Source organism: Xenophilus azovorans DSM 13620 (assembly GCF_000745855.1).
Taxonomy (GTDB): Bacteria; Pseudomonadota; Gammaproteobacteria; order Burkholderiales; family Burkholderiaceae_C; genus Xenophilus; species Xenophilus azovorans.
The window spans coordinates 51,740-74,387 of record NZ_JQKD01000021.1 but is presented as its reverse complement, the minus strand read 5'-3'; the positions used below and the strand labels follow the sequence as shown (position 1 = coordinate 74,387).

Here is a 22,648-nt window from a genome sequence, read left to right as displayed (position 1 = left end):
AAGTCTCCTGAAGGGTCCGAAGCGGCGGCGCTCAGGTGCGGCTGCCGGCGAAGCCCGCGGGCTTCCAGATCAGCACCGCGACCATGATCACGAAGGGCAGCACCGCCGACAGGTCGGGCAGGTAGACGGCGCCCAGCGCCTGCACCATGCCCAGCACCATCGCCGCGACGAAGGCGCCGCCGAGCGAGCCCAGCCCGCCGATCACCACCACGACGAAGGAATCGATGATCACGTCGCTGCTCATCGAGGGCGACAGCGACAGGAAGGGCGCGGCCACCACGCCGGCCAGCCCGGCCAGCGCCGTGCCCAGGCCGACCACGCCGGCCGACAGCGCGTCGGTGTTCACGCCCTGCATGGCGGTGGTGACGGGGTCGGTGCTGGCCGCCCGCACGAACAGCCCCGCCTTCGACCAGCGCAGCCAGGCCGTCAGGCCCAGCGCCACCAGTGCGCCGATGACCACCACCGCGAGGCGGTAGGCCGGCAGCGGCGTGCCGAAGAAGTCCACCGAGCGCGACAGCGCGGCCGGTGCGTCCACCGTCAGGTTGCTCTTGCCCCAGACGGTCTGCACGAAGTCCTCGATCACCAGCAGCAGGCCGAAGGTGACCAGCACCACCGTGAGCGGGTCGCGGTCCTGCAGCAGGCGGAAGCCGTAGCGGTCCAGCAGCACGCCGAACAGCGCCATGACCGCCGGCGCGCCCACCAGCGCCACCCAGAAGTTGGTCTTGAGCGCGATCGTGTAGCCGATGTAGGCGCCCAGCATGTAGAGCGAGCCGTGCGCGAAGTTGATGACGCGGCGCAGGCCGTAGATCAGCGCCAGGCCCGAGCACATGACGATCAGCAGGGCGCCGTAGACCAGGCCGTTGAAGAGGTTGATGGTCAGCATGAGGGGTTGTCTCCAGTCGTTGGCAGGTCGCCCGGCAGCGGGCCCAGGGCGGCTTCCGGCGCGCCCAGCGCCGACCAGCCGCCGTCGGCCGCCAGCGTGGCGCCGGTGACGTAGCTGGCCGCCGGCGAGGCCAGGAAGGCGATGGCGTCGGCGATCTCCTCCGGCTCGGCCATGCGGCCCAGCGGCGTGCGCGCGGCCAGGGCGCGGCCGTCGAGCGTGCCGCGCGCCACCAGCTGCGCCACCAGTGCGGTGCGCACGTAGCCGGGCGCCACCGCGTTGACGCGGATGCCCTCGCGCGCCCACTCGGCGGCCAGTGCCCGCGTCAGGCCGAGCACGCCGGCCTTGGCGGCGCTGTAGGCGTTGCGCCCGGGGATGCCGCCCAGGCCGGCGATGGAACCGAGGTTGACGATGGCGCCGCGGCATCCGCGTGCGTCGCGCGGCTGCCCGCGCATGACGGCCAGCACCGCCTGCGTCACGAGGAAGGTGCCGCGCAGGTGCACCGCCAGCACGCGGTCGAAGCCCTCGGCCGTCTGTTCCAGCGTGGACCCGGCCTGCTCTGCGATGCCGGCGTTGTTGACCAGCGCGTCGATGCGGCCGAAGCGCGCCTGCGCGGCCTGCACCGCCGCGCGCACGGCATCGGCGTCGGCCACGTCGCAGCCCAGGCCCAGGTGCTCGGCGCCGAGTTCGGCGGCACGGGCGCGGGCGGCGTCGGCGCGCAGGTCCAGCAGCGCGAGCCGCCCGCCCTGCGCGGCGAGCCGGCGCGCGGCGGCCCAGCCGATGCCGTCGGCCGCGCCGGTGACGAGGGCCACGCGCCCTTCCATGGCCGCAGCGCTCATCGCGGCGGCGCGGCGACGGCGCCATGCCGGCCGATTCCGGCATGCCGGACGGCACGCGACGGCCGCCGCGCGGGTCGCGGGCGGCACGGGGGCGGGAAGGGGGAAGGCATGGCGGTCGTCTCCTTTTTCTCTCTTGCTGGCGCGCATGCGCGATGCGCTTGCATGGCGCCGGATTCTTGGCCGTCGGCCGCCTTGGCGGCTTGACGTTTTCAGCCAATGACCGGACGTTTCGTGCATGCGCGTTCAGGGCTTTCCCGAAGCCGGGGCGCGCGCCGCGGCGTGGCGCGCGGCCTGCCGCGCGAACACCAGGCCGGGGCCGATCGTGATGCCCGGCGCCATGTAGACGCCGCCCATGGCGGAATGCATGTCGTTGCCCGCCGCGTACAGGCCGGGGATGGGCGTGCCGGACGCATCGAGCACGCGCGCCTCGGTGTCGGTGGCGAAGCCCTGGGCCGCGCCGATGTCGCCGGGATACAGCCGCACGGCGTAGAACGGCCCCTGCGTCAGCGGCCCCAGGCTGGGGTTGGGGCCGGGCCAGGCCGGGTCGCCCAGGTTGCGCTGGTAGGCGGTCTCGCCGCGATGGAAGTCGGGGTCGTGGCCGGCCTCGGCGTGGGCGTTGAAGCGCTCGACGGTCGCGGCCAGGCGCGCCGGGTCGATGGCCAGCGCGCGCGCCAGGTCGGCCAGCGTCTCGCCGCGCACCAGGTAGCCGTCGGCCAGGAAGGGTGCCAGCCCCCTGCCGCCCGGGCGCACCATGCCCAACCCGTACTTGCGCAGCGCGGCGGCATCGCAGACGAGGTAGGCCGGCACGGCGCCGGCGCGCTGCATCGCCAGGCCGAACAGGTGGTAGGAGGTGCTCTCGTTGACGAAGCGCTCGCCGGCCGGGTCGACCGCCAGCACGCCGGGCTTGGCGCGGTCCATCACGAAGTGGGGGAACACGGCGGCGCTGCCGTCGGGCCGCGTGCGGCGCGACACCGGCGCCCAGAAGGCGGGGCTCATCGCACCTTCGCCGTAGCGCGCGCCGACGGCCTCGGCCGGCGCATGCGCCTCGCCGGTGTGGCCCGGGGCGCCGGGGCACCAGCCGATGTCGATGCCCGGCAGCAGGGCGCGGCGCCGCTCGGGGTGGCGGTTGAAGCCGCCGCTGGCCAGCACCACGCCGCCGCGCACGCGCACCCGGCGGCGCTCGCCGCGCTGCTCCAGCACGGCGGCATCGACGCCCGCCGCGCCACGTTCGAGTTCGACGAGGCGGGTGTCCAGCGCCAGCGTCGCTTCCGCGCGCTGCGCGAGCGAGTACAGCAGCCGCGCCACGTGGGCGTTGCCCATCACCAGGCGGGTGCCGCGCGGGTGGCCGAGCCGGTCACGCGCGTGCCGCGCCAGCAGCCGGGCGGCGTGGCGCAGCGACGCCCACGACGTCGTCATGCCCAGCAGGTGGTTGATGTCGGTGCGGTCCACCATCATCCCGCCGAGCACGGTGAACTCGGGGATGGGCGGGCGCAGCAGGGCGAACAGCTCGCCCAGGCGGCGGCCGTCGAAGGGCAGCGGCTCCAGCGCGCGGCCGGCCAGGGTCGAGCCGCCCAGGTCGGAGATGTAGTCGGGGTGGCGCGGATAGGCGCGGAACCGCATCTCCGTCTTCGCCTCCAGCTCGTCCACCGTGGCCGGCCCTTGCGCGAGCAGCACCTCGCGCAGCGCGCGGCCGGCATGCTCGCCGATGGCGTTGTCGAGGTAGCGGGCGGCCTCGGCCGGCGTGTCGTCGGGATTGACCTGCGCACCCTGCCGCGTGCCGGGAATCCAGCTGGTGCCGGCCGACAGCGCCGTGGTGCCGCCGACGTGGCCGGTGGCCTCGACCAGCAGCACGCTGGCGCCGCGCAGCGCGGCGAACAGCGCGGCGGCCAGGCCGGCGCCGCCGGCGCCCACCACCAGCAGGTCGAAGGCCGCGTCCCCGGGCAGGGCCTGGAGCGTGTCCAGCCGCTTCATGCCGCCGCCTCCGCCAGGAAGTCCACCATCAGGTCGCGCACGCAGGCGAACATGTCGTTGCCGGTGCTGGTGTCCAGGCCGCGCGCGCGGGCCGCGGCGATCAGCGGCGTGACGGCCGGCTGCGTGACCACGCAGGCGACAAAGGTGCCGGGCGCCAGACCTTCGACCTGCACCGGCAGCGGGTCGTCCTCGCGCATGCCGGCGGGCGAGGCGTTGACCACCAGGTCGAAGCCGGCCGGATCGGCCGAGCCGGCGGCCACCGGGCAGCGGCCCAGGCCGGCGAGGCGCCCGACCAGCGCGTCGCGCCGCGCGGCGTCGCCGTCGTGCACCGCCAGTTGCGCCACGCCCGCCAGCACCAGCGCATGCGCGATGGCGGTGCCGGCGCCGCCGGCGCCCACCAGCAGCGCGCGGCGGCCGGCCGGGTCGCAGCCGTGCGCGCGCAGCGCCTGCACGCAGCCCAGCCCGTCGAACATGTCGCCGTGCCAGCGGCCGTCGGCATTCCGGCGCAGGGTGTTCACCGCGCCCAGGAAGGCGGCTTGCTCCGACAGCGTGGCGCACAGCGCGGCGCTGGCGAACTTGTGCGGCACGGTGACGATGACGCCGTCCACGTTCTGCGCCAGCGAGACGCCGCGCAGCCAGTCCGCGAGATCGTCCGGCGCCACATGCGCGGGCACCACCACCGCCTGCAGGCCGCGCGCCTGGAAGGCCTGGGTCACGCCCTGGGGGGATTTCACCTGCGCGATCGGGTCGCCCACGATGAAGTGCACGCGGGTCGCCCCGCTCAGCCGGATGTCGGTGTCCGCCACGCTGTTGTCTCCTTGAATGGAGCGCGATCCTACATAAAACTGGAATCATGTTCAAGAATTGAATTTGATTCAGTTTTCGACTACAGTCGCCTCCATTCCAAGGAGACACCGTGGTTCGCACTCCCATTGCCCTGGTCGGCGCGGGTGTCATCGCCCGCACCCACATCGACCGCCTGGCGCACAGCGACGGCGCGGTCCTGGCCGCGATCGCCGATCCCGCGCCCGGCGCCCGCGCCGTGGCCGAGGCGGCCGGCGTGCCCTGCTTCGCCGACCACCGCGAGATGCTGGCGCGCGTGCGCCCGGCCGGCGTGATCGTGGCGACGCCCAACGCGCTGCACGTGCCGGTGGCGCTGGACTGCCTGGCCCGTGGCATCCCGGTGCTGGTCGAGAAGCCCGTGGCCGACACGGTGGAGGACGCACGCCGGCTGGTCGAGGCGCAGGCCGCCAGCGGCGTGCCGGTGCTGGTCGGCCACCACCGGCGGCACAACCCCATCGTTCAGCGCGCCCGCGCCCTGGTGCAGGAGGGGCGCCTGGGCCGGCTGGTCGCCGTGCATGCGCAGGCCACCTTCCTCAAGCCCGACGCGTACTTCGACGTGGCCTGGCGGCGCGAGCCCGGCGGCGGCCCGGTGCTGATCAACCTGATCCACGACATCGACCTGCTGCGCTTCCTGGCCGGCGAGGTGGAGGACGTGATCTCGGCCACCAGCAGCGCGGTGCGCGGCTTCGCGGTGGAGGACACGGCCGCCGCCGTGCTGCGCTTCGCCGGCGGCGCGCTGGGCACGGTGCTGGCGTCCGACGCCGCCGTCTCGCCGTGGTGCTGGGACTTCTGCGCCGGCGAGCAGCCGCAGTACCCGCGCCAGGCCGTGCAGTCGCACTACCTGTCGGGCACCGAAGGCTCGCTCTCGCTGCCCGACCTGACGCTGTGGCGCTACGCCGGCGAGCGCAGCTGGCACGCCGAGATGACGCGCGAGCAGACCGTGGTGCACGCGGCCGACCCGTACACGCGCCAGCTCGCGCACTTCCTCGCCCTGATCGAAGGCGATGCCGCCGAGCCCGTGTGCAGCGCCGAGGACGGCCTGCGCACCCTCGCGGCCACCCGCGCCGTGCTGGCTGCTGCGGCCCGTGCCGCCTGAATCGATGCCGTACCCTCGCCGCTCCACGAACGACACGGAAGACCCGTCATGAGCAGCGTCCTCGACCGCACCCTGGGCATCCTCGAACTGCTGTCACGCCACGGCGAGGGCCTGGAGCTGGCCTCCATCGCCGACCAGCTCAACATGCCGCGCAGCGCGGCGCACCGCCTGCTGGTCGACCTGGTGCGCACCGGCTACGTGCGCCAGCCGCGCGAGCTGGGCAGCTACATGCTGACCACCAAGCTGGTCTCGCTGGGCCTGTCCTTCCTCAGCCACAGCGGCATCGTCGATTTCTCGCAGCCGCTGCTGGACCGGCTGGCCGAGATCTCGGGGGAGCTGGTGCGCCTGGGCGTGGTCGACGGCGAGCGGCTGACCTGGGTGGCGCGCGCGCAGGGCGCGCGCCGGGGCCTGCGCTACGACCCCGACATGGGCAGCGATGCCCGCCTGTCCTGCTCCTCCTCGGGGCTGGCGTGGATGGCCTCGCTCAGCGACGAGGAGGCGATCGCGCTGGCCTCGCGCCAGGGCCTGGGCCGGCCCGAGGACTTCGGGCCGAATGCGCCGCGCACGCTGCAGGAGATGCTGGCCATGGTCCACGCCGCGCGCGAGCGCGGCTACAGCGTCACCGTGGACACCTATTCCGCCGGCCTGTCGGCCATGGCCGCGCCGGTGCGGCTGGCCGGCCAGCCGGCCATCGGCGTGATCACCATCGCCGGGCCCACCGCCCGCTTCACCGAGGCGCGCATGCACGCGCTGGCGCCCGAGCTGCTGGCCATCGCCGAACAGATGGCCGCCGCCAGCGGCACCTCGCCCTTCTTCCAGCGCTCGTCGCAGGCGCGCCAGGCGGCGCCCGGGCGGCGGCCGATCTACGCCGAATAGCCTCCATGCCCGAGCCCGCCACCACGCCGTCGATCGCCTGCGACCTGCTCGTGCTGGGCTCCGGCGCCGGAGGGCTGGCCGCCGCCGTCACGGCCGCGCACCTGGGCCTCGCGGTGGTGCTGGCCGAGAAGGAGCCGCTCATCGGCGGCACCACCGCCTGGTCGGGCGGCTGGATGTGGGTGCCGCGCAACCCGCTGGCGCGCGAAGCCGGCATCGGCGAAGACATCGAGCGCCCGCTGGCCTACCTGCGCCACGAGCTGGGCGAGCGCTTCGACGAGGCGCGTGCCCGCGCCTACCTGGAGGCGGCGCCGCGCATGGTGGACTTCTTCCGCCGCCACACCGCGCTGCAGTTCATCGACGGCAACGCCATTCCCGACTTCCACGGCCGAACGCCGGACGCGGCGACGGGCGGGCGCTCCGTCTGCGCCGCACCCTTCGACGCGCGCCGGCTGGGCGCGCGCCGCGGCCTGCTGCGCCCGCCGCTGGCCGAGACCACGCTGTGGGGCATGGGCATCGCGTCGGGCGCGGAGCTGCGGCACTTCCTGAACGCGCTGCGCAAGCCCGCCTCCTTCGCCTACGTCGCGCGGCGCGTGCTCGGTTACGGGCGCGACCTGCTGCTGCACCGGCAGGCCATGCGGCTGGTCAACGGGCACGCGCTGGCCGGTGCGCTGGCGGCCTCGGCCTTCGAGGCGGGCGTCGACGTCCGCACGCGCCACGCCGCGCGCCGGCTGCTGCGCGACGGCGCCCGCGTGCACGGCGCCGTGCTCGACGGCCCGGACGGCCCACTGCGCGTCGAGGCGGCGCGCGGCGTGGTGCTGGCCTGCGGCGGCTTCCCGCACGACGCGGCGCGCAAGAAGGCGCTGCTGCCGCACGCGCCGAGCGGCACGGAACACTGCTCGGCCGCCGTCTGGGCCGCCACCGGCGACGGCCTGCGCCTGGGCGAATCGGCCGGCGGCATCGTCGATGCCTCGCAGACGAGCGCGGCCGCGCTGGCCCCCGTGTCGCTGGTGCCGCATGCCGACGGCACGGTGGCGCACTTCCCGCACCTGATCGAGCGCGCCAAGCCCGGCCTGATCGCGGTGCGCGAGGACGGCCGGCGCTTCGTCAACGAAGCCGACTCCTACTACGACTTCATGCAAGCCCTGCTGGCGGCCACGCCGGCCGGCCGGCCGGTGCAGGCATGGCTGGTCTGCGACCACGCCTTCATCCGCCGCTACGGCCTGGGCGCCGCCAAGCCTGCGCCGCTGCCCCTGCGCGGCTGGCTGGCCGGCGGCTACCTGCGGCGCGGCCGCACGCTGGCCGAACTGGCCGGCGCCTGCGGCATCGACGCCGACGGATTGCAAGCCACCGTGGCGCGCTGGAACGCGATGGCCGCCGCCGGCCGCGACGACGATTTCGCGAAGGGCGAGACGCCCTACAACCGCGTGCAGGGCGACGCCGCCGCCGGCCATGCCAACCCCTGCATGGCGCCGGTCGAACGCGGCCCCTTCTACGCCGTGCGCGTGGTGCCCGGCAGCCTGGGCACCTTCGCCGGCCTGAAGACCGACACCGACGCGCGCGTGCTCGATGCGTCCGGCGCGCCCATCCCCGGCCTGTACGCGGCCGGCAACGACATGAACAGCCTGATGGGCGGACGCTACCCCAGCGGCGGCATCACCCTGGGCCCCGCCATGACCTTCGGCCACCTGGCCGCGCGGCACGCGGCCGGGGCCGACCTGCACTGAACCGGACAAGCACCCATGTACTACGAACTCGCCACCCTCACCCTGCCCTTCGGCACCACGGCCCAGGCCGCGACGCAGGTCCACGCCTTCGCCACCGCGCCCGAGGCCCAGGGCGAATTGCTCGCCTGCTGGTCCACCGACATCGGCGCGCTCAACCGCATGATCGTGCTGCGCGGCTTCGCCGACCTGGCCGCGCTGCAGGCCGAGCGCGAGCGCACGCAGCGCGCGGCCAGTCCCTTCGGCTGCGGCGATCTCTACCAGCACCTTGAACTGGCCAGCTACCGCGGCTTCCCGTGGATGAAGCCGGCGCGCCCCAGCGCCGAATCGGGCATCGCCGGGCCGGTCTACGAGATCCGCACCTACGGCATCCGGCCCGGCGGCACGCAGCCCACCATCGACCTGTGGCAGCAGTACCTGCCGGCGCGCGAGGCGATCTCGCCCTGCGTCGTCGCCATGGTGGCCCTGGACGGCGCGCCGCGCTTCACCAACATCTGGGCCTACCCCAGCCTGGACGCGCGCAGCCAAGCGCGCGCCGACGCCGTGGCGCAAGGCCTCTGGCCGCCCAAGGGTGGCCCCTCGCACCTGACCACGGACATGGTCTCGACCATCGCCCTGCCCACCTCCGTCTCGCCGATGCAGTGAAAAGGCCCGACATGAAACAACCCCCACGCTTCCCCGCTTCGCGCGGTCCGCTGCCCCCCAAGGGGGTGCGTCAGTGCCTTCGGGCGGCCGGGCGGCACTGACATGACCCGCGCCCTCTCCCTCGCCTACCTCACCTCCCACCGCTGCACGCCGCCCGAGGCGGTGGCGCTGGCCGCGCGCCAGGGCTACGGCTTCGTCGGCCTGCGCCTGTGGCCCAACGCGCCGGGCGGGCCGCAGCAGCACCTGCTGGGCCGGCCCGACGTGCTGCGCGAGACGCAGGCCGCGTTGCGCGACACCGGCGTCGGCGTGTTCGACCTGGAACTCATCCGCATCGGCGCGGACTTCGACGCCAGCCGCTGGGCCGCGCTGTACGAGGCCGGCGCGGCGCTGGGCGCGCGCGCCATCCTGGTGGCCGGTGACGACACCGACGAGGCCCGCCTGACGCAGCACTACGCCCGCCTGTGCGAAGCGATGCGCCCCTTCGGCATGACGGCCGACCTGGAGTTCATGCCCTGGACGGGCGTGCCCGACGCGCAGGCGGCGCTGCGGATCGTGCGCAACGCGGGCACGCCGGGCAACGCCGGCATCCTGGTCGACGCGCTGCACTTCGGCCGCTCGCACACCTCGCTGGAGGACATCCGCGCCCTCCCCCGCGAGCTGCTGCACTACGCGCAGATCTGCGACGGCGCGCCCGGCACGCACTTCACGACCGAGGAGATGATCCACACCGCGCGCTGCGCCCGCCTGATGCCCGGCGAGGGCGGCATCGACCTGGCCGGCCTGTTCGCCGCGCTGCCGGCCGACCTGCCGGTGAGCGTGGAGGTGATCCACGAGGAGCGCGAGCGCGACGCCTCGCCCGACGCCTGGGCCGCGGCATGCCTGGCGGCCAGCCGGCCGTTCCTGGGGACGTAGGCATGGACCGCCTGCCCTTCTTCTTCGGCGCCCGCTGGTTCAGCAGCGCGTAACAGGCTTCCCGCCGTTTGGCCGGCCTCACTGCGTGTGGCCGGCCCATACCCCCCAAGGGGCGCACCCCGCGGCCTGGCAAAGCCAGTTCCGCGGGTGCGCTGGCATGGCCTGCTCCGCGGCCATCTGATCGGAACCATTCATCGAGATACCCCATGGACTTCACCCTCAATGACGAACAGAAGATGATGATCGACACGGTGCGTCGCTTCATCGCCGAGGAACTGCGGCCGCTGGAAGACCGCCTCGAGGCCGACGGCGCGCTGGCGCGCGAGACGGCGCAGGCGATCCACGGCAAGGCCCTCGCCCTCGGCCTGTACGCCCTCAACATGCCGGCCGAGCTGGGCGGCGGCGGCCTGTCGAACCTCGACCGCATCCTGTGCGAGGAGCAGTTCGGCCACACCAGCGACCAGCTGATCCGCCGCGCCTTCGGCAACGTCTACGAACCGCTGCTGCACTGCCGCGGCGAGCAGATCGAGCGCTGGCTGGCCCCCTCCGTGCGCGGCGAGCGCACCGCCGCCATCGCCATCACCGAGCCGGGCGCCGGCTCGGACGCCGCCGGCATCAAGACCCACGCGAAGAAGACCGACACGGGCTGGGTGCTCAACGGCAGCAAGCACTTCATCAGCGACGGCGAGTGGAGCGACTTCTTCCTGGTCTCGGCCCGCACGGGCGAGAAGGAAATCTCCATGTTCATGGTCGACAAGGGCCTGCCCGGCTTCACCGTCGGCAAGGACCAGCCGATGATGGGCATCCGCGGCACACCGCACGTCGAGCTGTTCTTCGACAACGTGCCGCTGGACGACGCGGCCCTGCTGGGCGAACGCGGCCAGGGCTTCAAGCTGGCGATGGGCGCGCTCAACGTGGTGCGCCTGGCGCAGGTGGGCGCGCGCGCGGTGGGCAAGGCCAGCCACGTGTGCGAGCTGATGCTGCAGTACGCCGGCGAGCGCCGGCAGTTCGACACCCGCATCGGCGACTTCCAGATGGTCCAGCAGATGCTGGCCGACAGCGTCATCGAAGTCAACGCGGCGCGCTGGATGGTCTACCACGCCGCCTGGATGCTGGACCAGGGCCTGGACGCGCGCGAGCAGATCGCCATGGTCAAGGTGCACGCGGCCGAGACGCTGGGCCGCGTGGTCGACCGCGCGGTGCAGGTCTTCGGCGGCATGGGCTTCTGCAAGGAGCTGCCCATCGAGCGCTACTACCGCGACGCGCGCATCTTCCGCATCTTCGACGGCACCAGCGAAATCCACCGCGGCGTGATCGCCAAGGCGGCGCTGAAGAAGGGCGCCGTGCTGTTCGACATCCACCGCTGAGGAGGCGTCCATGGCAGACGGCAAGTTCATGACGGCCGCCGAGGCGGCGGCCCTCATCCGCGACGGCGACACGGTGGGCCTGATGGGCGGCGGCGGCGGGCTGATGGAGGCCACGCACCTGTTCGAGGCGGTGCAGGCGCGCTTCCTCGCCACGCAGCAGCCGCGCAATCTCACGCTGGTCCACGCTCTGGGCATCGGCGACAAGAAGACCAAGGGCATGAACTGCTTCGCGCACGAAGGGCTGGTCAGGCGCGTGATCGGCGGCCACTGGGTCTGGTCGCCGGCGATGCAGCAGCTCGCGCTGGCGAACAGGATCGAGGCCTACATCCTGCCCGGCGGCGTGTCGAGCCAGCTCATGCGCGAGATCGGCGCCGGCCGGCCGGGCCTGGTCTCGCACGTCGGCCTGGGCACGGTGTGCGACCCGCGCCACGGCGGCGGGCGCATGAACGCGGCGGCCAAGGACGACCTGGCCGAGGTCGTCACCATCGACGGGCGCGAGTGGCTGCGCTACAAGCCCTTCCCGATCCACGTGGCGATCGTGCGCGCCAGCGCCGCCGACGAGGACGGCAACATCAGCTTCGAGCACGAGGCCGCCAACCTCGACGCGCAGTCGCTCGCGCTGGCCGCGCGCAACAGCGGCGGCACCGTCATCGTGCAGGTGGCCGAGCGGCTGCCGCGCGGCGCGCTCAAGGCGCGCGAGGTGCGCATCCCCTCGGCCTGGGTCGATGCGGTCGTGGTCGATCCGCAGCAGCGCACCAGCTACGACATCCCCTTCGACCCGGCCTTCAGCGGCGAGCTGACCGGCGCCGCCCGCCGCGAGAGCGAGGCGGCCGACCACGCCCGCGAGCGGGCCGCCGCGCAGGAAGCCTTTGGCGAGCGCCAGGCGGTGGCGCGGCGCGCGGCCGTGGAGCTGTTCAACACCGGCAAGGCGCGGCCCGTCATCAACTACGGCGTGGGCGTGCCCGACGCCGTGGCCAAGCTGATCGCGGCGCGCGACGAACAGCACCGCATCTACCAGACCATCGAGCACGGCACCTACGGCGGCACGCTGATGGACGGCGTGCTGTTCGGCTACGCGCGCAACGCGACGGCCATGCTCGATGCCGCCACGCAGTTCGACTTCTACGGCGGCGGCGGACTGGACGTGGCCTTCCTGGGCTTCGGCGAATTCGACGAGGAAGGCAGCGTCAACGTCTCGCGCCTGGGCGGCGTGACGGTGGGCCCGGGCGGCTTCATCGACATCGCGCAGAACGCGCGCAAGGTGGTGTTCTGCGGCACGCTGGCGGCCAAGGGCGTGAAGCTGGCCACCGGCGACGGCCGCATGCGCGTGCTGCAGCAGGGCGGCGTGCGGAAGCTGGTGCGCCGGGTGGACCAGATCACCTTCAGCGGCCCGCAGGCGCTGCGGCGCGGCCAGGAGGTGCTGTACCTCACCGAGCGCGCCAGCTTCCGGCTCACGGCCGAGGGCGTGGAGGTGTTCGAGATCGCGCCCGGCATCGACCTGGCGCGCGACGTGCTGGCGCAGATGGATTTCGCGCCGCGCGTGGCCGAGCCGCTGCGCGTGATGGACGCGGCCCACTTCACCGCTGCGGAGGACGCGGCATGAGCGATACCGCAACGTTCCGCCTGGCCGGCATCATGGGCTGGCCGGTGGCGCATTCGCGCTCGCCGCGGCTGCACGGCCACTGGCTGGCCGAACATGGCCTGGCGGGCGCGTACGTGCCGCTGCCGGTGCCGCCCGAGCGGCTGGGCGAGGCCGTGCGCGGCCTGCGCGCGCTGGGTTTCGCCGGCTGCAACGTGACCATCCCGCACAAGGTGGCGGTGATGGCGCACCTGGACGAGGTGGAGCCGATGGCGCGGCTGATCGGCGCCGTCAACACCATCGTCGTGCTGCCCGACGGCCGTCTGCTCGGCCGCAACACCGACGGCGAGGGCTGGCTGCAGGGCCTGCGCGACGCGCACCCCGGCTGGCGCGCCGACACCGGCCCGGCCGTGATGCTGGGCGCCGGCGGCGCGGCGCGCGCGGTGGGCGCCGCGCTGGTGGCGCAGGGCGTGCCGGCGCTGCGCATCGCCAACCGCACGCGCGCCAGGGCGGAGGCGCTGGCGGCCAGCCTGGGGCCGGTGGCGACGGTGCACGACTGGTCCGAACGCGAAGCCCTGCTGGAGGATGCAGCGCTGCTGGTCAACACCACCAGCCAGGGCATGCAGGGCAAGCCCTCGCTGGAACTGTCGCTGGCGCGCCTGCCGCGGACGGCGATGGTGTCCGACGTGGTCTACACGCCGCTGGAGACGCCGCTGCTGGCGGCCGCACGCTCGCGCGGCAACCCGGCCGCCGACGGCCTGGGCATGCTGCTGAGCCAGGCCCGGCCGGGCTTCGCGGCGTGGTTCGGCGTCACGCCCGAGGTCACGCCGGCGCTGCGCGCGCTGATGGCCGCTTAAGGCGCCACCCAGGCCGGCATGGCGGCGGCGCGGATCAGCTGCGTCTCCTGCGCCGTGATCAGGTGGCCGGACGCGGCCAGGTACTTGGGGAAGTCCGGGTGCGTGTCGCGCGCCCGGCAGCGGCGCTCGTAGTCGGCCAGGTCCTCGTAGGCCCACAGGTGGGTGAATTGGTTCTGCGGCCCGACCACGCTGGTCCAGAAGCCCAGCGGGTGGCCCAGCGTCTCCAGCAGCACCGGCATGGCCAGCTCGTTGAACACCTGCAGGAACTCGGGCATCTTGCGCAGCGCGATGGTGTAGACGCGGTGGTCCACCCAGGGACGGGCGGGGGCGGTGGCGATGACGGTCATGCGGGGACTCCTTGCTCGGTGCGAATGGCGGACGCGGCGGTGCCGGGTGCGGCGGCCCGGTCGGCGATGTGCTGGCCGGTCACGTAGGCGAACACCATGTTCGGCCCGTGCGTGATGCCGGCCCCAGGATAGCTGCCGCCCATCATGCTGGCGCGGTCGTTGCCCACCGCGTACAGGCCGGCGATGGCGGAGCCGTCGCGGCGCAGCACCTCGCCCGTCAGGCCGGTCTGCAGGCCATCGAAGGTGCCCAGGTCGCCCATCACCACGCGCACGGCGTAGAAGGGGCCTTGCTGCACGGGCGCCACGCAGGGGTTGGGGCCGTGCTCGGGGTCGGCCAGGTAGCGGTTGAAGGCGCTCTTGCCGCGGCCGAAGGCCGGGTCCTCGCCGCGCACGGCATGCTCGTTGTAGGCGCGCACGGTGGCCTCCAGGCCGGCCGGGTCGATGCCGGCGTTGCGCGCCAGCTCGGCCAGCGTGGCGCCGCGCAGCAGGTAGCCGCTGCGCAGGTGCGGGCCCAGCGGCATCGGCGCGGGCTTGACGTAGCCCAGGCCGTACTTGGCCAGGCAGGCCTTGTCGCAGACCAGCCACATGACCGTTTCCTCCTGGCCCTCGCAGGCGCGCACCAGGGCGGCGCCCACGTCGTGGTACGACTCGGACTCGTTGGTGAAACGCCGGCCGTTCTTCAGCACGCCGATCACGCCGGGCTTGTAGCGGTCGAGCAGGTGCGGGAAGACGCCCTCGCGGCCGTTGCCCAGCGGCACGCGCGAGACCGGCATCCAGGCCGCGCTGTCGGCATAGCGGATGTCGGCCACGCCGCCGGCGGACTCGGCCAGGGCCAGGCCGTCGCCGGTGTTGCTCTTCGGCGTGGGCGACAGATGCTCGCCGCCGCGCGCCACGTGCGGATAGGCCTGGGCGATGCGCTTCAGGTCGTGCGGGAAGCCGCCGCAGGCCAGCACCACGCCGTGGCGCGCGCGCAGGCGCCGCGTGCCGCCCGGCCCTTCGGCCCGCACGCCGACCACGCGGCCGCCCTCGACGACCAGCTGGCGCACCGGCGTCGAGGTCTCAATGGGAATGCCCAGGTCCATCGCCGAGCGCGCCAGCCGCGCGGCCAGCGCGTTGCCGCTGGTCACCTGCACGCCGCGCCGGTAGAGCAGCAGCTCCTTCACGTGCGTGGCCAGGCGCCTGGCGACGTACAGGAAGGAGGTGAGCGACTTGGTCGCGCGGAAGAAGTGCTTCAGGTCCGCGTTGGACGAGTTGAACATCATCCCGATGAAGGTGATGGTCTCCAGCGGCGGCTTCAGGCGCGCCATGTCCGGGCCCAGCCCGCGGATGTCGTAGGGCGCGGCCAGGATGGAGCGGCCCACCTGCGCGCCGCCGGGGGCGTCGCAGTGGTAGTCGGGGTAGAGCGTGGGCACGAACTGCATCTGCGTCTCGCGCTGCAGGAACTCGACCATCTCCGAGCCCTTGTCGATCAGCGCATCGGCGGCGGCCTGGTCGTAGAAGCGCCCGCTCTCGTGCATGAGGTAGGTGCGCACCGCCTCGCGCGTGTCGGCCGGGTTCTGCTGGCGGCCGTGCGGGCCCATGGGGATCCACAGCACGCCGCCCGACAGGGCGGTGGTGCCACCGAACACCGGCTCCTTCTCCAGCACCACGACGTCGAGCCCGCGCTTGCGGGCGGTGATGGCGCAGGTCAGACCGGCCGCGCCGGAGCCGACGACGATGAGATCGCGCTCTTGCTGCTGTTCCATGTGTTGTGTCTCCTTGTGTTCAGTTGAAGCCGGGGCGCGGCACCATGTCCATGAGCATGCTGGACATGCCGCCGTCGACCACGATCTCGGCGCCGTTGACGTAACCCGAGCGCGGGCTGGCCAGGAACAGCGCCACGTCGGCGATGTCCTGCGGCTCGCCGATGCGCCGGCTGGCGGTGACGGCCGCGCGGCGCGCCTCGAAGCCCGGCTCTTCGTAGAACTTCGCCGACAGCGCCGTGCGGATCATCCCGGGGCAGATGGCGTTGCTGCGCACGCCCTGCGGCCCCCACTCGACGGCGAGCTGGCGCGACATCAGCAGCACGCCCGCCTTGCTGGCGCTGTAGGCGCCGCTGCCGGTCTGCGGGAACAGGCCCGCGATCGAGGCCACGTGCACGATGCTGCCGCGCCCGGCCGCCCGCATGCCGGCGCCGAAGGCGCGCGCGCACAGCAGGTAGCCGGTCAGGTTGATCGACAGCACCTCGTTCCACTGCGCCAGGTCCACCTCGGCCAGCGCGCCCGCGCGCAACAGGCCGGCGTTGTTGACCAGCACCGACGGCGTGCCGAACTCGGCCTCGACGGTGCGCGCGGCCGCCGCGACGGCCGCGGCGTCGGCGATGTCGCAAGGCACGGCCAGCGCGGCGGCCCCCTGCGCGCGCAGCGCGGCCGCCTGTGCCTCGCCGGCCTCGGCGTCGCGGTCGAGCAGCGCCACGCGGGCGCCGGCCTGCGCCAGGCCGCGCGCGATCGCGGCGCCGATGCCGCTGCCCGCGCCGCTGACCACGCAGGCCTCGCCCGCCAGGCCGAGCCAGTGCGTCCCGCCGGAGGATGGGGTGGCTGTCATGAAAGCTGTCTCCTGATGCTTGGAATGTGGTGTGGCGAAATTCTGGTGGCCGGTGCCGCGCCGGCCTTTGACGATTCCAGCCAAGGCCCGGACAATTCGCGCAAGAAGCCCGGGCCGGGCGTCCGGCCCTTTTCCGCGCCCTTGCACACCCCATGGCACGCGCCATCCCCAACTACGCGCTCTACGGCGACCAGGCCCGGCCGGCCTGGCTGTCGACCTTCGACTTCGAGTGGATTCCCCAGCGCTCGAAGCCCTACAACTGGGACATCCAGCCGCACACGCACGACGCCTTCGTGCAGGTGCTGATGCTCACCAGCGGCGGCGGCACCGTGCACCTGGACCATGCGCGCATCGAGATGGCCTCGCCCTGCCTGATCGTCGTGCCCGCACAAACCGTGCATGGCTTTCGCTTCACGCCCGACACCAACGGCCCGGTGATCACGGCCGCGCAGCGCCCGCTGGAGTCGCTGGCCGCGCTGGTCATGCCGGAACTGGTGCAGACCGTGCGCACGCCGCGCGTGACGCCGCTGGCGCCCGAGGGGCTGGAGCAGCTGATGCCCCTGTTCCTCGCGGTCGAGCGCGAACACCGCCAGGGCGACACCGGCCACGTCGCCGCCGCCCTGGCGCTGCTGACGGCGCTGGCCGTGCAGATCGCGCGCCTGCAGCGCGAAGGCCCGGCCGCGCCGGGCCATCCGCTGACGCGCAAGGCCGAGCAGATCGAGGCCTTCCGCCGCACGGTGGACGAGCGCTTCCGGGAGCACCTGCCGGTGACGGCCTACGCAGCCGCGCTGGGCGTCACGGCCGGCCAGCTCACGCGGCTGTGCCAGGAGGTGCTGGGCATGTCCAGCCTGGACGTGATCAACGCCCGCGTGGTGCACGAGGCGCAGCGCGAGCTGGTGTACACCGTGAGCAGCATCAAGCAGGTGGCGGCGCGCCTGGGCTTCGTGGACGAAGCCTACTTCGGGCGCTTCTTCCGCAAGCACACCGGCGTGACGCCCACGGCCTTCCGCGACAGCGCGCTGCGCGCCCTGCAGGACGGGGGGCGCGGCGAGTTCGCTGCGCACGACTGAACGTTCGCCCCAATGCCGGCACGGCCTCCCGCGCCGGCACCTCTCGCGCGGGCACCTGCCGCCCTATAGTGCCGGCCATGCAACGACAACGCCAGATCGGACCCTTCACCGTCCAGGCCATCGGCCTGGGCTGCATGAACCTGAGCCACGCCTACGGCACGCCGCCCCCGCCCGAGCAGGGCGAGCGCCTGCTGCTGGCGGCACTCGATGCCGGCGTGACGCTGTTCGACACCGCGGCGCTCTACGGCTTCGGCGCCAACGAGGAGCTGGTGGGCCGCGTGCTCCAGCCCCATCGCCAGCAGATCACCCTGTGCAGCAAGGGCGGCATGGCCGGCGTGAAGGGCGAGGACGGCGTGACCCGCCGCGTGATCGACGGCCGCCCCACCGCGCTGCGCCGCAACTGCGAGGACAGCCTGCGCCGCCTGCGCACCGACGTGATCGACCTGTACTACCTGCACCGCTGGGACAAGCAGGTGCCCATCGAGGACTCGGTGGGCGAACTGTCGCGCCTGGTCGAGCAGGGCAAGGTGCGCACCATCGGCCTGTCGGAAGTCTCGGCCGCCACATTGCGCCGCGCGCACGCCGTGCACCCGATCACGGCCGTGCAGACCGAGTACTCGCTGTGGACGCGCAACCCGGAGATCGCGGTGCTGGCCGCCTGCCGCGAGATCGGCGCCGCCCTGGTCGCCTTCAGCCCGCTGGCGCGCGCCTTCCTGACGGGAACGCTCACCGACGTGGACGGCCTGGACGCCAAGGACATCCGCCGGCCGATGCCGCGCTTCGCGCCCGGGAACTACGCACGCAACCTGCAGCTGCTGCCGCCCTTCGGGGCGCTGGCGCGCGAGGCCGGCTGCACGCCGGCGCAACTCGCGCTGGCCTGGCTGCTGCACCAGGGCGACGACATCGTGCCCATCCCCGGCACCACGCGCCTGGACCACCTGCAGGAAGACCTGGGCGCGGCCGGCGTCGCGCTCCCGCCGGAAACCGTGCGCCGGGCCGGCGAACTGATCAACCAGCACACCGTCACCGGCCCGCGCTACGCGCCGCAGGCCACGCAGGAAGTGGACACCGAGGAATTCGCGGCCTGAAAGAAGAATGCCTGCCGGGGTGGCCGGCAGGCATCTCGTTCTTTGCCCGGCGGAGGCGGTGGGGCCGCCGCCGCGTCACTTCACTTGGCGTGGTGGATGCGCGACTCGGGCACCGTCTTGAGTTCGCCCGGCAGCGAACTGATGTAGTTCGCCAGTTCCTTCAGCTCGGCGTTGCTGAAGGGCTTGACCTGCCCGCCCATCACCGCGTTGGAGCGGCCCAGGTAGACGTGGTTCGCGCGGTACGACTTCAGCGCCACGAAGAGATAGTCGGCGTGCTGGCCGGCCAGCTTGGGCACGGTGCCGTCGTTGGGCGTGTTGAAGTTGGCGCCGTGGCACTTGGTGCAGTTGTTGTCGGCGTTGCGCGCGATCAGGGCCTGCACCTTCTCGCTGGGCTGCCTGGCCGCCGCTTCGGGCGGAGCGTCGCCCTCGGCCAGACCCAGGGTGCTGTAGTAGGCCGCCACGTCGGCGATGTCCTGCTCGCTCAGCGAGTCGGCGATGGCGCGCATCGTCGGGTGCTTGCGGTCGCCGCCCTTGTAGGCGTTGAGCGCGGCGGTGATGTACGACGCGCTCTGGCCCGCGATCATCGGCACCTTGTGGATCTCGGGGAAGCTGGCCTGGTAGCCGACGATGCCGTGACAGCCCACGCACATCTGCACCTTCCTGCCGCCCGCCTCGGCATTCGGCGTCACATTCTGGGCCAGGGCCGGGGCCGTCGCACAAGCGACAGCGAGGCCGGCGAGGCTAATCATCGTGGTCAACAGCTTGTTCATTTTCCGCGCACAATCCACCGAGGATGCGAGTCTTGGGGTCAACTGCTGAGTATAAGCGGTGGGTCCCGGGCCACGCTCCGCCGCGCCGGCCCCGGGCGCCGCTTCCCCATCCTTCCCCTTTCCGTCCTTCCCATGAAATTCCAAGGCTCGCAGAACTACGTCGCCACGCAGGACCTGATGCTGGCAGTCAACGCCTCCATCACGCTCAAGCGTCCGCTGCTGGTCAAGGGCGAGCCCGGCACCGGCAAGACGATGCTGGCCGAGGAGGTCGCCTCGGCGCTGGGGCTGCCGCTGCTGCAGTGGCACATCAAGTCCACCACCAAGGCGCAGCAGGGCTTGTACGAGTACGACGCGGTGAGCCGCCTGCGCGACTCGCAACTGGGTGACGAGCGCGTCAAGGACATCCACAACTACATCGTCAAGGGCGTGCTGTGGCAGGCCTTCACCGCCGACGAGCCGGTGGCGCTGCTGATCGACGAGATCGACAAGGCCGACATCGAATTCCCGAACGACCTGCTGCGCGAGCTCGACCGCATGGAGTTCTACTGCTACGAGACGCGCGAGCTGGTCAAGGCGAAGCACCGGCCGGTGGTGTTCATCACCTCCAACAACGAGAAGGAGCTGCCCGACGCCTTCCTGCGCCGCTGCTTCTTCCACTACATCAAGTTCCCCGACGCCGAGACGATGAAGAAGATCGTCGAGGTGCACTTCCCCGGCCTGAAGCAGGAACTGCTCGGCGCGGCGATGAAGACCTTCTACGACGTGCGCGGGCTGCCGGGCCTGAAGAAGAAGCCCTCGACCAGCGAGCTGCTGGACTGGCTCAAGCTGCTGGTGGCCGAGGACATCCCGCTGGAGGCGCTGCAGGCCAAGGACGAGAAGGTCGCGGTGCCGCCGCTGGTGGGGGCGTTGCTCAAGAACGAGCAGGACGTGACCCTGTTCGAGAAGCTGGTCTTCATGCAGCGGCACAACCGCTGAGGCTGCCGACATGGCCCGCCAGGCCCCTCCCACCGGCCAGCTGCTCGTGCTGGGCATCGCCCAGGCAGCGGGTTTCTTCGTGGGTGCGCTGCTGGGCCGCTGGCTGGGCCTGGCCCTGGGCTGGGACGCCTTCGGCCCCAACGGCTACGACACGCCGGCGATGCTGGGCATCCTGCTCCTGGGGCTGGGCGGCGGAGCCGGCGCGCAGCTGGCCCGCGCATGGCACCGCCGCAGGTACGGCGCACCGCCTCCCTGAGTCCGCCTTGCTGAACACGCACCATGGCTTTCGTCGAACCCGTTGAACTCTCCCTGCGCGGCGTCCGGCTGGTGCCGCTCGCCCTGGCACACGAGGCCGGCCTGGCCGCGGCCGCGGCCGACGGCGAGCTGTGGCGGCTGCGCGTGACCTCGGTGCCCGCGCCGGAGGAGACGCGCGCCTACGTCGAGGCCGCGCTGAGGATGCGCGAGGAAGGCCACCGCTTCGCCTTCGCCGTGACCGACGAGGCCGGCGGCACGGTGCTGGGCAGCACCAGCTACCACGACATCGTGCCGGCCGTGAAGCGCGTGGAAATCGGCTACACCTGGTACGCCCGGCGCGTGCAGCGCACCCACGTCAACACCACCTGCAAGCTGCTCATGCTGCAGCATGCCTTCGAGACGCTCGGCTGCCATGTGGTGGGCTGGCGCACCGACAACTTCAACTTCGCATCGCAGGCCGCCATCGAGCGCCTGGGTGCGAGGAAGGACGGCGTGATCCGCGGCCACGCGCTGCGGCGCGACGGCACCATCCGCGACACCGTGATGTACAGCCTGCGCAGCGGCGAGTGGCCGGAGGTGAAGGCGCAGCTGCTGTACCTGCTGGACAAGCCGCGCGGCTGAGCGCGCAACCAAGGAGATCCGCCATGCTGATCGACTTCTTCTACACCCTGCGCGCCGCCAAGCTGCCGGTGTCGGTGAAGGAATACCTGACGCTGCTGGAGGCCCTGCAGGCCGACGTGGTCGGGCCGAACTCGGACGGCGCCTTCGGCATGGACGACTTCTACTACCTCAGCCGCACCGCGCTGGTGAAGGACGAGAAGCACTTCGACAAGTTCGACCGCGCCTTCGCCGCCTACTTCAAGGGCGTGGAGATGCTGACCGACTTCACCAAGGAAGTGCCGCTGGACTGGCTGCGCAAGGTGCTGGAGAAGGAGCTCACGCCCGAGGAAAAGGCCGCCATCGAGAAGATGGGCTGGGACGAGCTGATGGAGACGCTGAAGAAGCGCCTCGAGGAGCAGAAGGAGCGCCACGAGGGCGGCAGCAAGTGGATCGGCACCGGCGGCACCTCGCCCTTCGGCCACGGCGGCTACAACCCGCAGGGCATCCGCATCGGCGGCCAGGGCAAGAACCGCAGCGCCGTGAAGGTGTGGGAGCAGCGCGCCTACAAGGACTACGACGACAGCCAGGAACTGGGCACGCGCAACATCAAGATGGCGCTCAGGCGCCTGCGCCGCTTCGCGCGCGAGGGCCACGAGGACGAGCTGGACCTGGACGAGACCATCAGCCGCACCGCCGCCAACGCCGGCTACCTCGACATCAAGATGCGCCCGGAGCGGCACAACAACGTGAAGGTGCTGCTGCTGATGGACGTGGGCGGCACCATGGACGAGCACGTGCAGCGGGTGGAGGAACTCTTCTCGGCCGTCAAGACCGAGTTCAAGCACTTGGAGTTCTACTACTTCCACAACTGCGTCTACGACTTCATGTGGAAGAACAACCGCCGGCGCTTCTCCGAGAAGTTCGCCACCTGGGACATCATCCGCAAGTACAACAAGGACTACAAGCTGGTCTTCGTGGGCGACGCGACCATGAGCCCCTACGAGATCCTGCAGCCCGGCGGCAGCGTGGAATACAACAACGAGGAGCCGGGCGCCGAGTGGCTGCAGCGCCTGACGCACGCCTTCCCCAAGTTCGCCTGGATCAACCCCGAACCGCAGGGCGTGTGGCAGTACCGCCAGAGCATCTCCGTGATCCAGCAGCTCATGAGCCAGCGCATGTTCCCGCTCACGCTCAAGGGGCTGGAGGACGCGATGCGCCTGCTGTCCAAATAGGCCCTCGCGGTCGGCGGCCTCCGACACGGCCCGCGCGCGGCCGATGTCAGAATGCCCGCATGTTCAGGGTGGAGCCCTCCTCGTCGACGCCGGCGCGCGGGCCGGCGTCGTTTTTTGTCGCCGGGCCGCCCCAAGACAAAAG

Annotated in this window: 22 protein-coding genes; 14 read left to right on the top strand and 8 right to left on the bottom strand. The window is 72.4% G+C overall.

The annotated features are described in order from the left end of the window. Nucleotides 1-31 precede the first annotated feature (31 nt). The 4 genes from Q392_RS13330 to Q392_RS13315 form a co-directional block, all read right to left on the bottom strand. Entirely contained in the window at nt 32-883 is an 852-nt protein-coding gene (locus Q392_RS13330; RefSeq protein WP_038208011.1) for a branched-chain amino acid ABC transporter permease, read from the bottom strand. After that, complete coding sequence (locus Q392_RS13325; RefSeq protein WP_245610711.1) at nt 877-1,719, bottom strand: SDR family NAD(P)-dependent oxidoreductase; 843 nt, start codon at nt 1,717-1,719, stop codon at nt 877-879. The genes Q392_RS13330 and Q392_RS13325 overlap by 7 nt, the downstream gene beginning before the upstream one ends. A 243-nt stretch (nt 1,720-1,962) precedes the next feature. After that, a complete protein-coding gene (locus Q392_RS13320) occupies nt 1,963-3,690 on the bottom strand; it encodes an FAD-dependent oxidoreductase (RefSeq protein ID WP_038208008.1) in 1,728 nt (575 codons plus the stop codon). Beyond that, nucleotides 3,687-4,496, bottom strand: a complete 810-nt coding sequence (locus tag Q392_RS13315) for a shikimate dehydrogenase family protein (RefSeq protein ID WP_038208005.1) — start codon at nt 4,494-4,496, stop codon at nt 3,687-3,689. The genes Q392_RS13320 and Q392_RS13315 overlap by 4 nt, the downstream gene beginning before the upstream one ends. Nucleotides 4,497-4,606: 110 nt before the next feature. Between Q392_RS13315 and Q392_RS13310 the strand changes: the two genes are divergently transcribed. The 8 genes from Q392_RS13310 to Q392_RS13275 all read left to right on the top strand — a co-directional run bounded on the left by Q392_RS13310 (nt 4,607) and on the right by Q392_RS13275 (nt 13,586). After that, the gene (locus Q392_RS13310; RefSeq protein WP_038208002.1) at nt 4,607-5,629 is read left to right on the top strand and encodes a Gfo/Idh/MocA family protein; all 1,023 of its coding nucleotides are present in this window, start codon (nt 4,607-4,609) and stop codon (nt 5,627-5,629) included. A 48-nt stretch (nt 5,630-5,677) separates the two neighbouring features. Then, nucleotides 5,678-6,505 carry an IclR family transcriptional regulator gene (locus Q392_RS13305; RefSeq protein WP_038207999.1) on the top strand — a complete coding sequence of 276 codons (828 nt, stop codon included), beginning with the start codon at nt 5,678-5,680 and terminating at the stop codon, nt 6,503-6,505. Between the two features lie 5 nt (nt 6,506-6,510). Further along, nucleotides 6,511-8,229 (top strand): FAD-dependent oxidoreductase, encoded by a 1,719-nt coding sequence (locus Q392_RS13300; protein WP_038207996.1) that lies wholly within the window; start codon nt 6,511-6,513, stop codon nt 8,227-8,229. Nucleotides 8,230-8,244: 15 nt separating this feature from the next. Further along, nucleotides 8,245-8,871, top strand: a complete 627-nt coding sequence (locus Q392_RS13295) for an NIPSNAP family protein (RefSeq protein WP_038207994.1) — start codon at nt 8,245-8,247, stop codon at nt 8,869-8,871. 102 nt (nt 8,872-8,973) lie between these two features. After that, entirely contained in the window at nt 8,974-9,783 is an 810-nt protein-coding gene (locus tag Q392_RS13290; RefSeq protein WP_038207991.1) for a sugar phosphate isomerase/epimerase family protein, read from the top strand. Between the two features lie 206 nt (nt 9,784-9,989). After that, nucleotides 9,990-11,150, top strand: coding sequence for an acyl-CoA dehydrogenase family protein (locus Q392_RS13285; RefSeq protein WP_038207988.1), 1,161 nt, complete (start codon nt 9,990-9,992; stop codon nt 11,148-11,150). A gap of 10 nt (nt 11,151-11,160) precedes the next feature. After that, nucleotides 11,161-12,753: an acyl CoA:acetate/3-ketoacid CoA transferase gene (locus tag Q392_RS13280; protein ID WP_038207985.1), complete on the top strand. Its 1,593-nt coding sequence runs from the start codon at nt 11,161-11,163 to the stop codon at nt 12,751-12,753. After that, complete coding sequence (locus tag Q392_RS13275) at nt 12,750-13,586, top strand: shikimate dehydrogenase (RefSeq protein WP_038207982.1); 837 nt, start codon at nt 12,750-12,752, stop codon at nt 13,584-13,586. Before Q392_RS13280 ends, Q392_RS13275 begins: the two co-directional genes overlap by 4 nt. Here the strand turns inward: Q392_RS13275 and Q392_RS13270 are convergent. The 3 genes from Q392_RS13270 to Q392_RS13260 are packed head-to-tail and all read right to left on the bottom strand — an operon-like array spanning nt 13,583 to nt 16,516. Beyond that, entirely contained in the window at nt 13,583-13,933 is a 351-nt protein-coding gene (locus Q392_RS13270) for an NIPSNAP family protein (RefSeq protein ID WP_038207980.1), read from the bottom strand. The genes Q392_RS13275 and Q392_RS13270 overlap by 4 nt on opposite strands. Further along, on the bottom strand, nt 13,930-15,678 hold the full coding sequence (locus Q392_RS13265; protein WP_051953418.1) for an FAD-dependent oxidoreductase: 1,749 nt from the start codon (nt 15,676-15,678) through the stop codon (nt 13,930-13,932). Before Q392_RS13265 ends, Q392_RS13270 begins: the two co-directional genes overlap by 4 nt. Nucleotides 15,679-15,697: 19 nt before the next feature. Beyond that, on the bottom strand, nt 15,698-16,516 hold the full coding sequence (locus Q392_RS13260; RefSeq protein ID WP_038207966.1) for an SDR family NAD(P)-dependent oxidoreductase: 819 nt from the start codon (nt 16,514-16,516) through the stop codon (nt 15,698-15,700). A 152-nt stretch (nt 16,517-16,668) separates the two neighbouring features. Here Q392_RS13260 and Q392_RS13255 point away from each other — a divergent pair, with 152 nt between their 5' ends. Together Q392_RS13255 and Q392_RS13250 are read left to right on the top strand one after the other, a co-directional pair. Continuing rightward, a complete protein-coding gene (locus tag Q392_RS13255; RefSeq protein ID WP_038207964.1) occupies nt 16,669-17,586 on the top strand; it encodes a helix-turn-helix domain-containing protein in 918 nt (305 codons plus the stop codon). Nucleotides 17,587-17,663: 77 nt separating this feature from the next. Beyond that, a complete protein-coding gene (locus Q392_RS13250; RefSeq protein ID WP_038208159.1) occupies nt 17,664-18,674 on the top strand; it encodes an aldo/keto reductase in 1,011 nt (336 codons plus the stop codon). 80 nt (nt 18,675-18,754) lie between these two features. Here the strand turns inward: Q392_RS13250 and Q392_RS13245 are convergent, their stop codons facing one another. Then, nucleotides 18,755-19,444 carry a c-type cytochrome gene (locus tag Q392_RS13245; RefSeq protein ID WP_038207961.1) on the bottom strand — a complete coding sequence of 230 codons (690 nt, stop codon included), beginning with the start codon at nt 19,442-19,444 and terminating at the stop codon, nt 18,755-18,757. A gap of 132 nt (nt 19,445-19,576) precedes the next feature. On the opposite strand from Q392_RS13245, the gene Q392_RS13240 reads away from it, so the two are divergent. The 4 genes from Q392_RS13240 to Q392_RS13225 are packed head-to-tail and all read left to right on the top strand — an operon-like array spanning nt 19,577 to nt 22,506. Further along, nucleotides 19,577-20,419: an AAA family ATPase gene (locus Q392_RS13240; protein ID WP_038207958.1), complete on the top strand. Its 843-nt coding sequence runs from the start codon at nt 19,577-19,579 to the stop codon at nt 20,417-20,419. 10 nt (nt 20,420-20,429) lie between these two features. Then, complete coding sequence (locus tag Q392_RS13235; protein WP_038207956.1) at nt 20,430-20,675, top strand: hypothetical protein; 246 nt, start codon at nt 20,430-20,432, stop codon at nt 20,673-20,675. Between the two features lie 23 nt (nt 20,676-20,698). Next, entirely contained in the window at nt 20,699-21,295 is a 597-nt protein-coding gene (locus Q392_RS13230; RefSeq protein ID WP_038207953.1) for a GNAT family N-acetyltransferase, read from the top strand. 23 nt (nt 21,296-21,318) lie between these two features. Then, on the top strand, nt 21,319-22,506 hold the full coding sequence (locus Q392_RS13225; RefSeq protein WP_038207950.1) for a vWA domain-containing protein: 1,188 nt from the start codon (nt 21,319-21,321) through the stop codon (nt 22,504-22,506). Nucleotides 22,507-22,648: the final 142 nt, after the last annotated feature.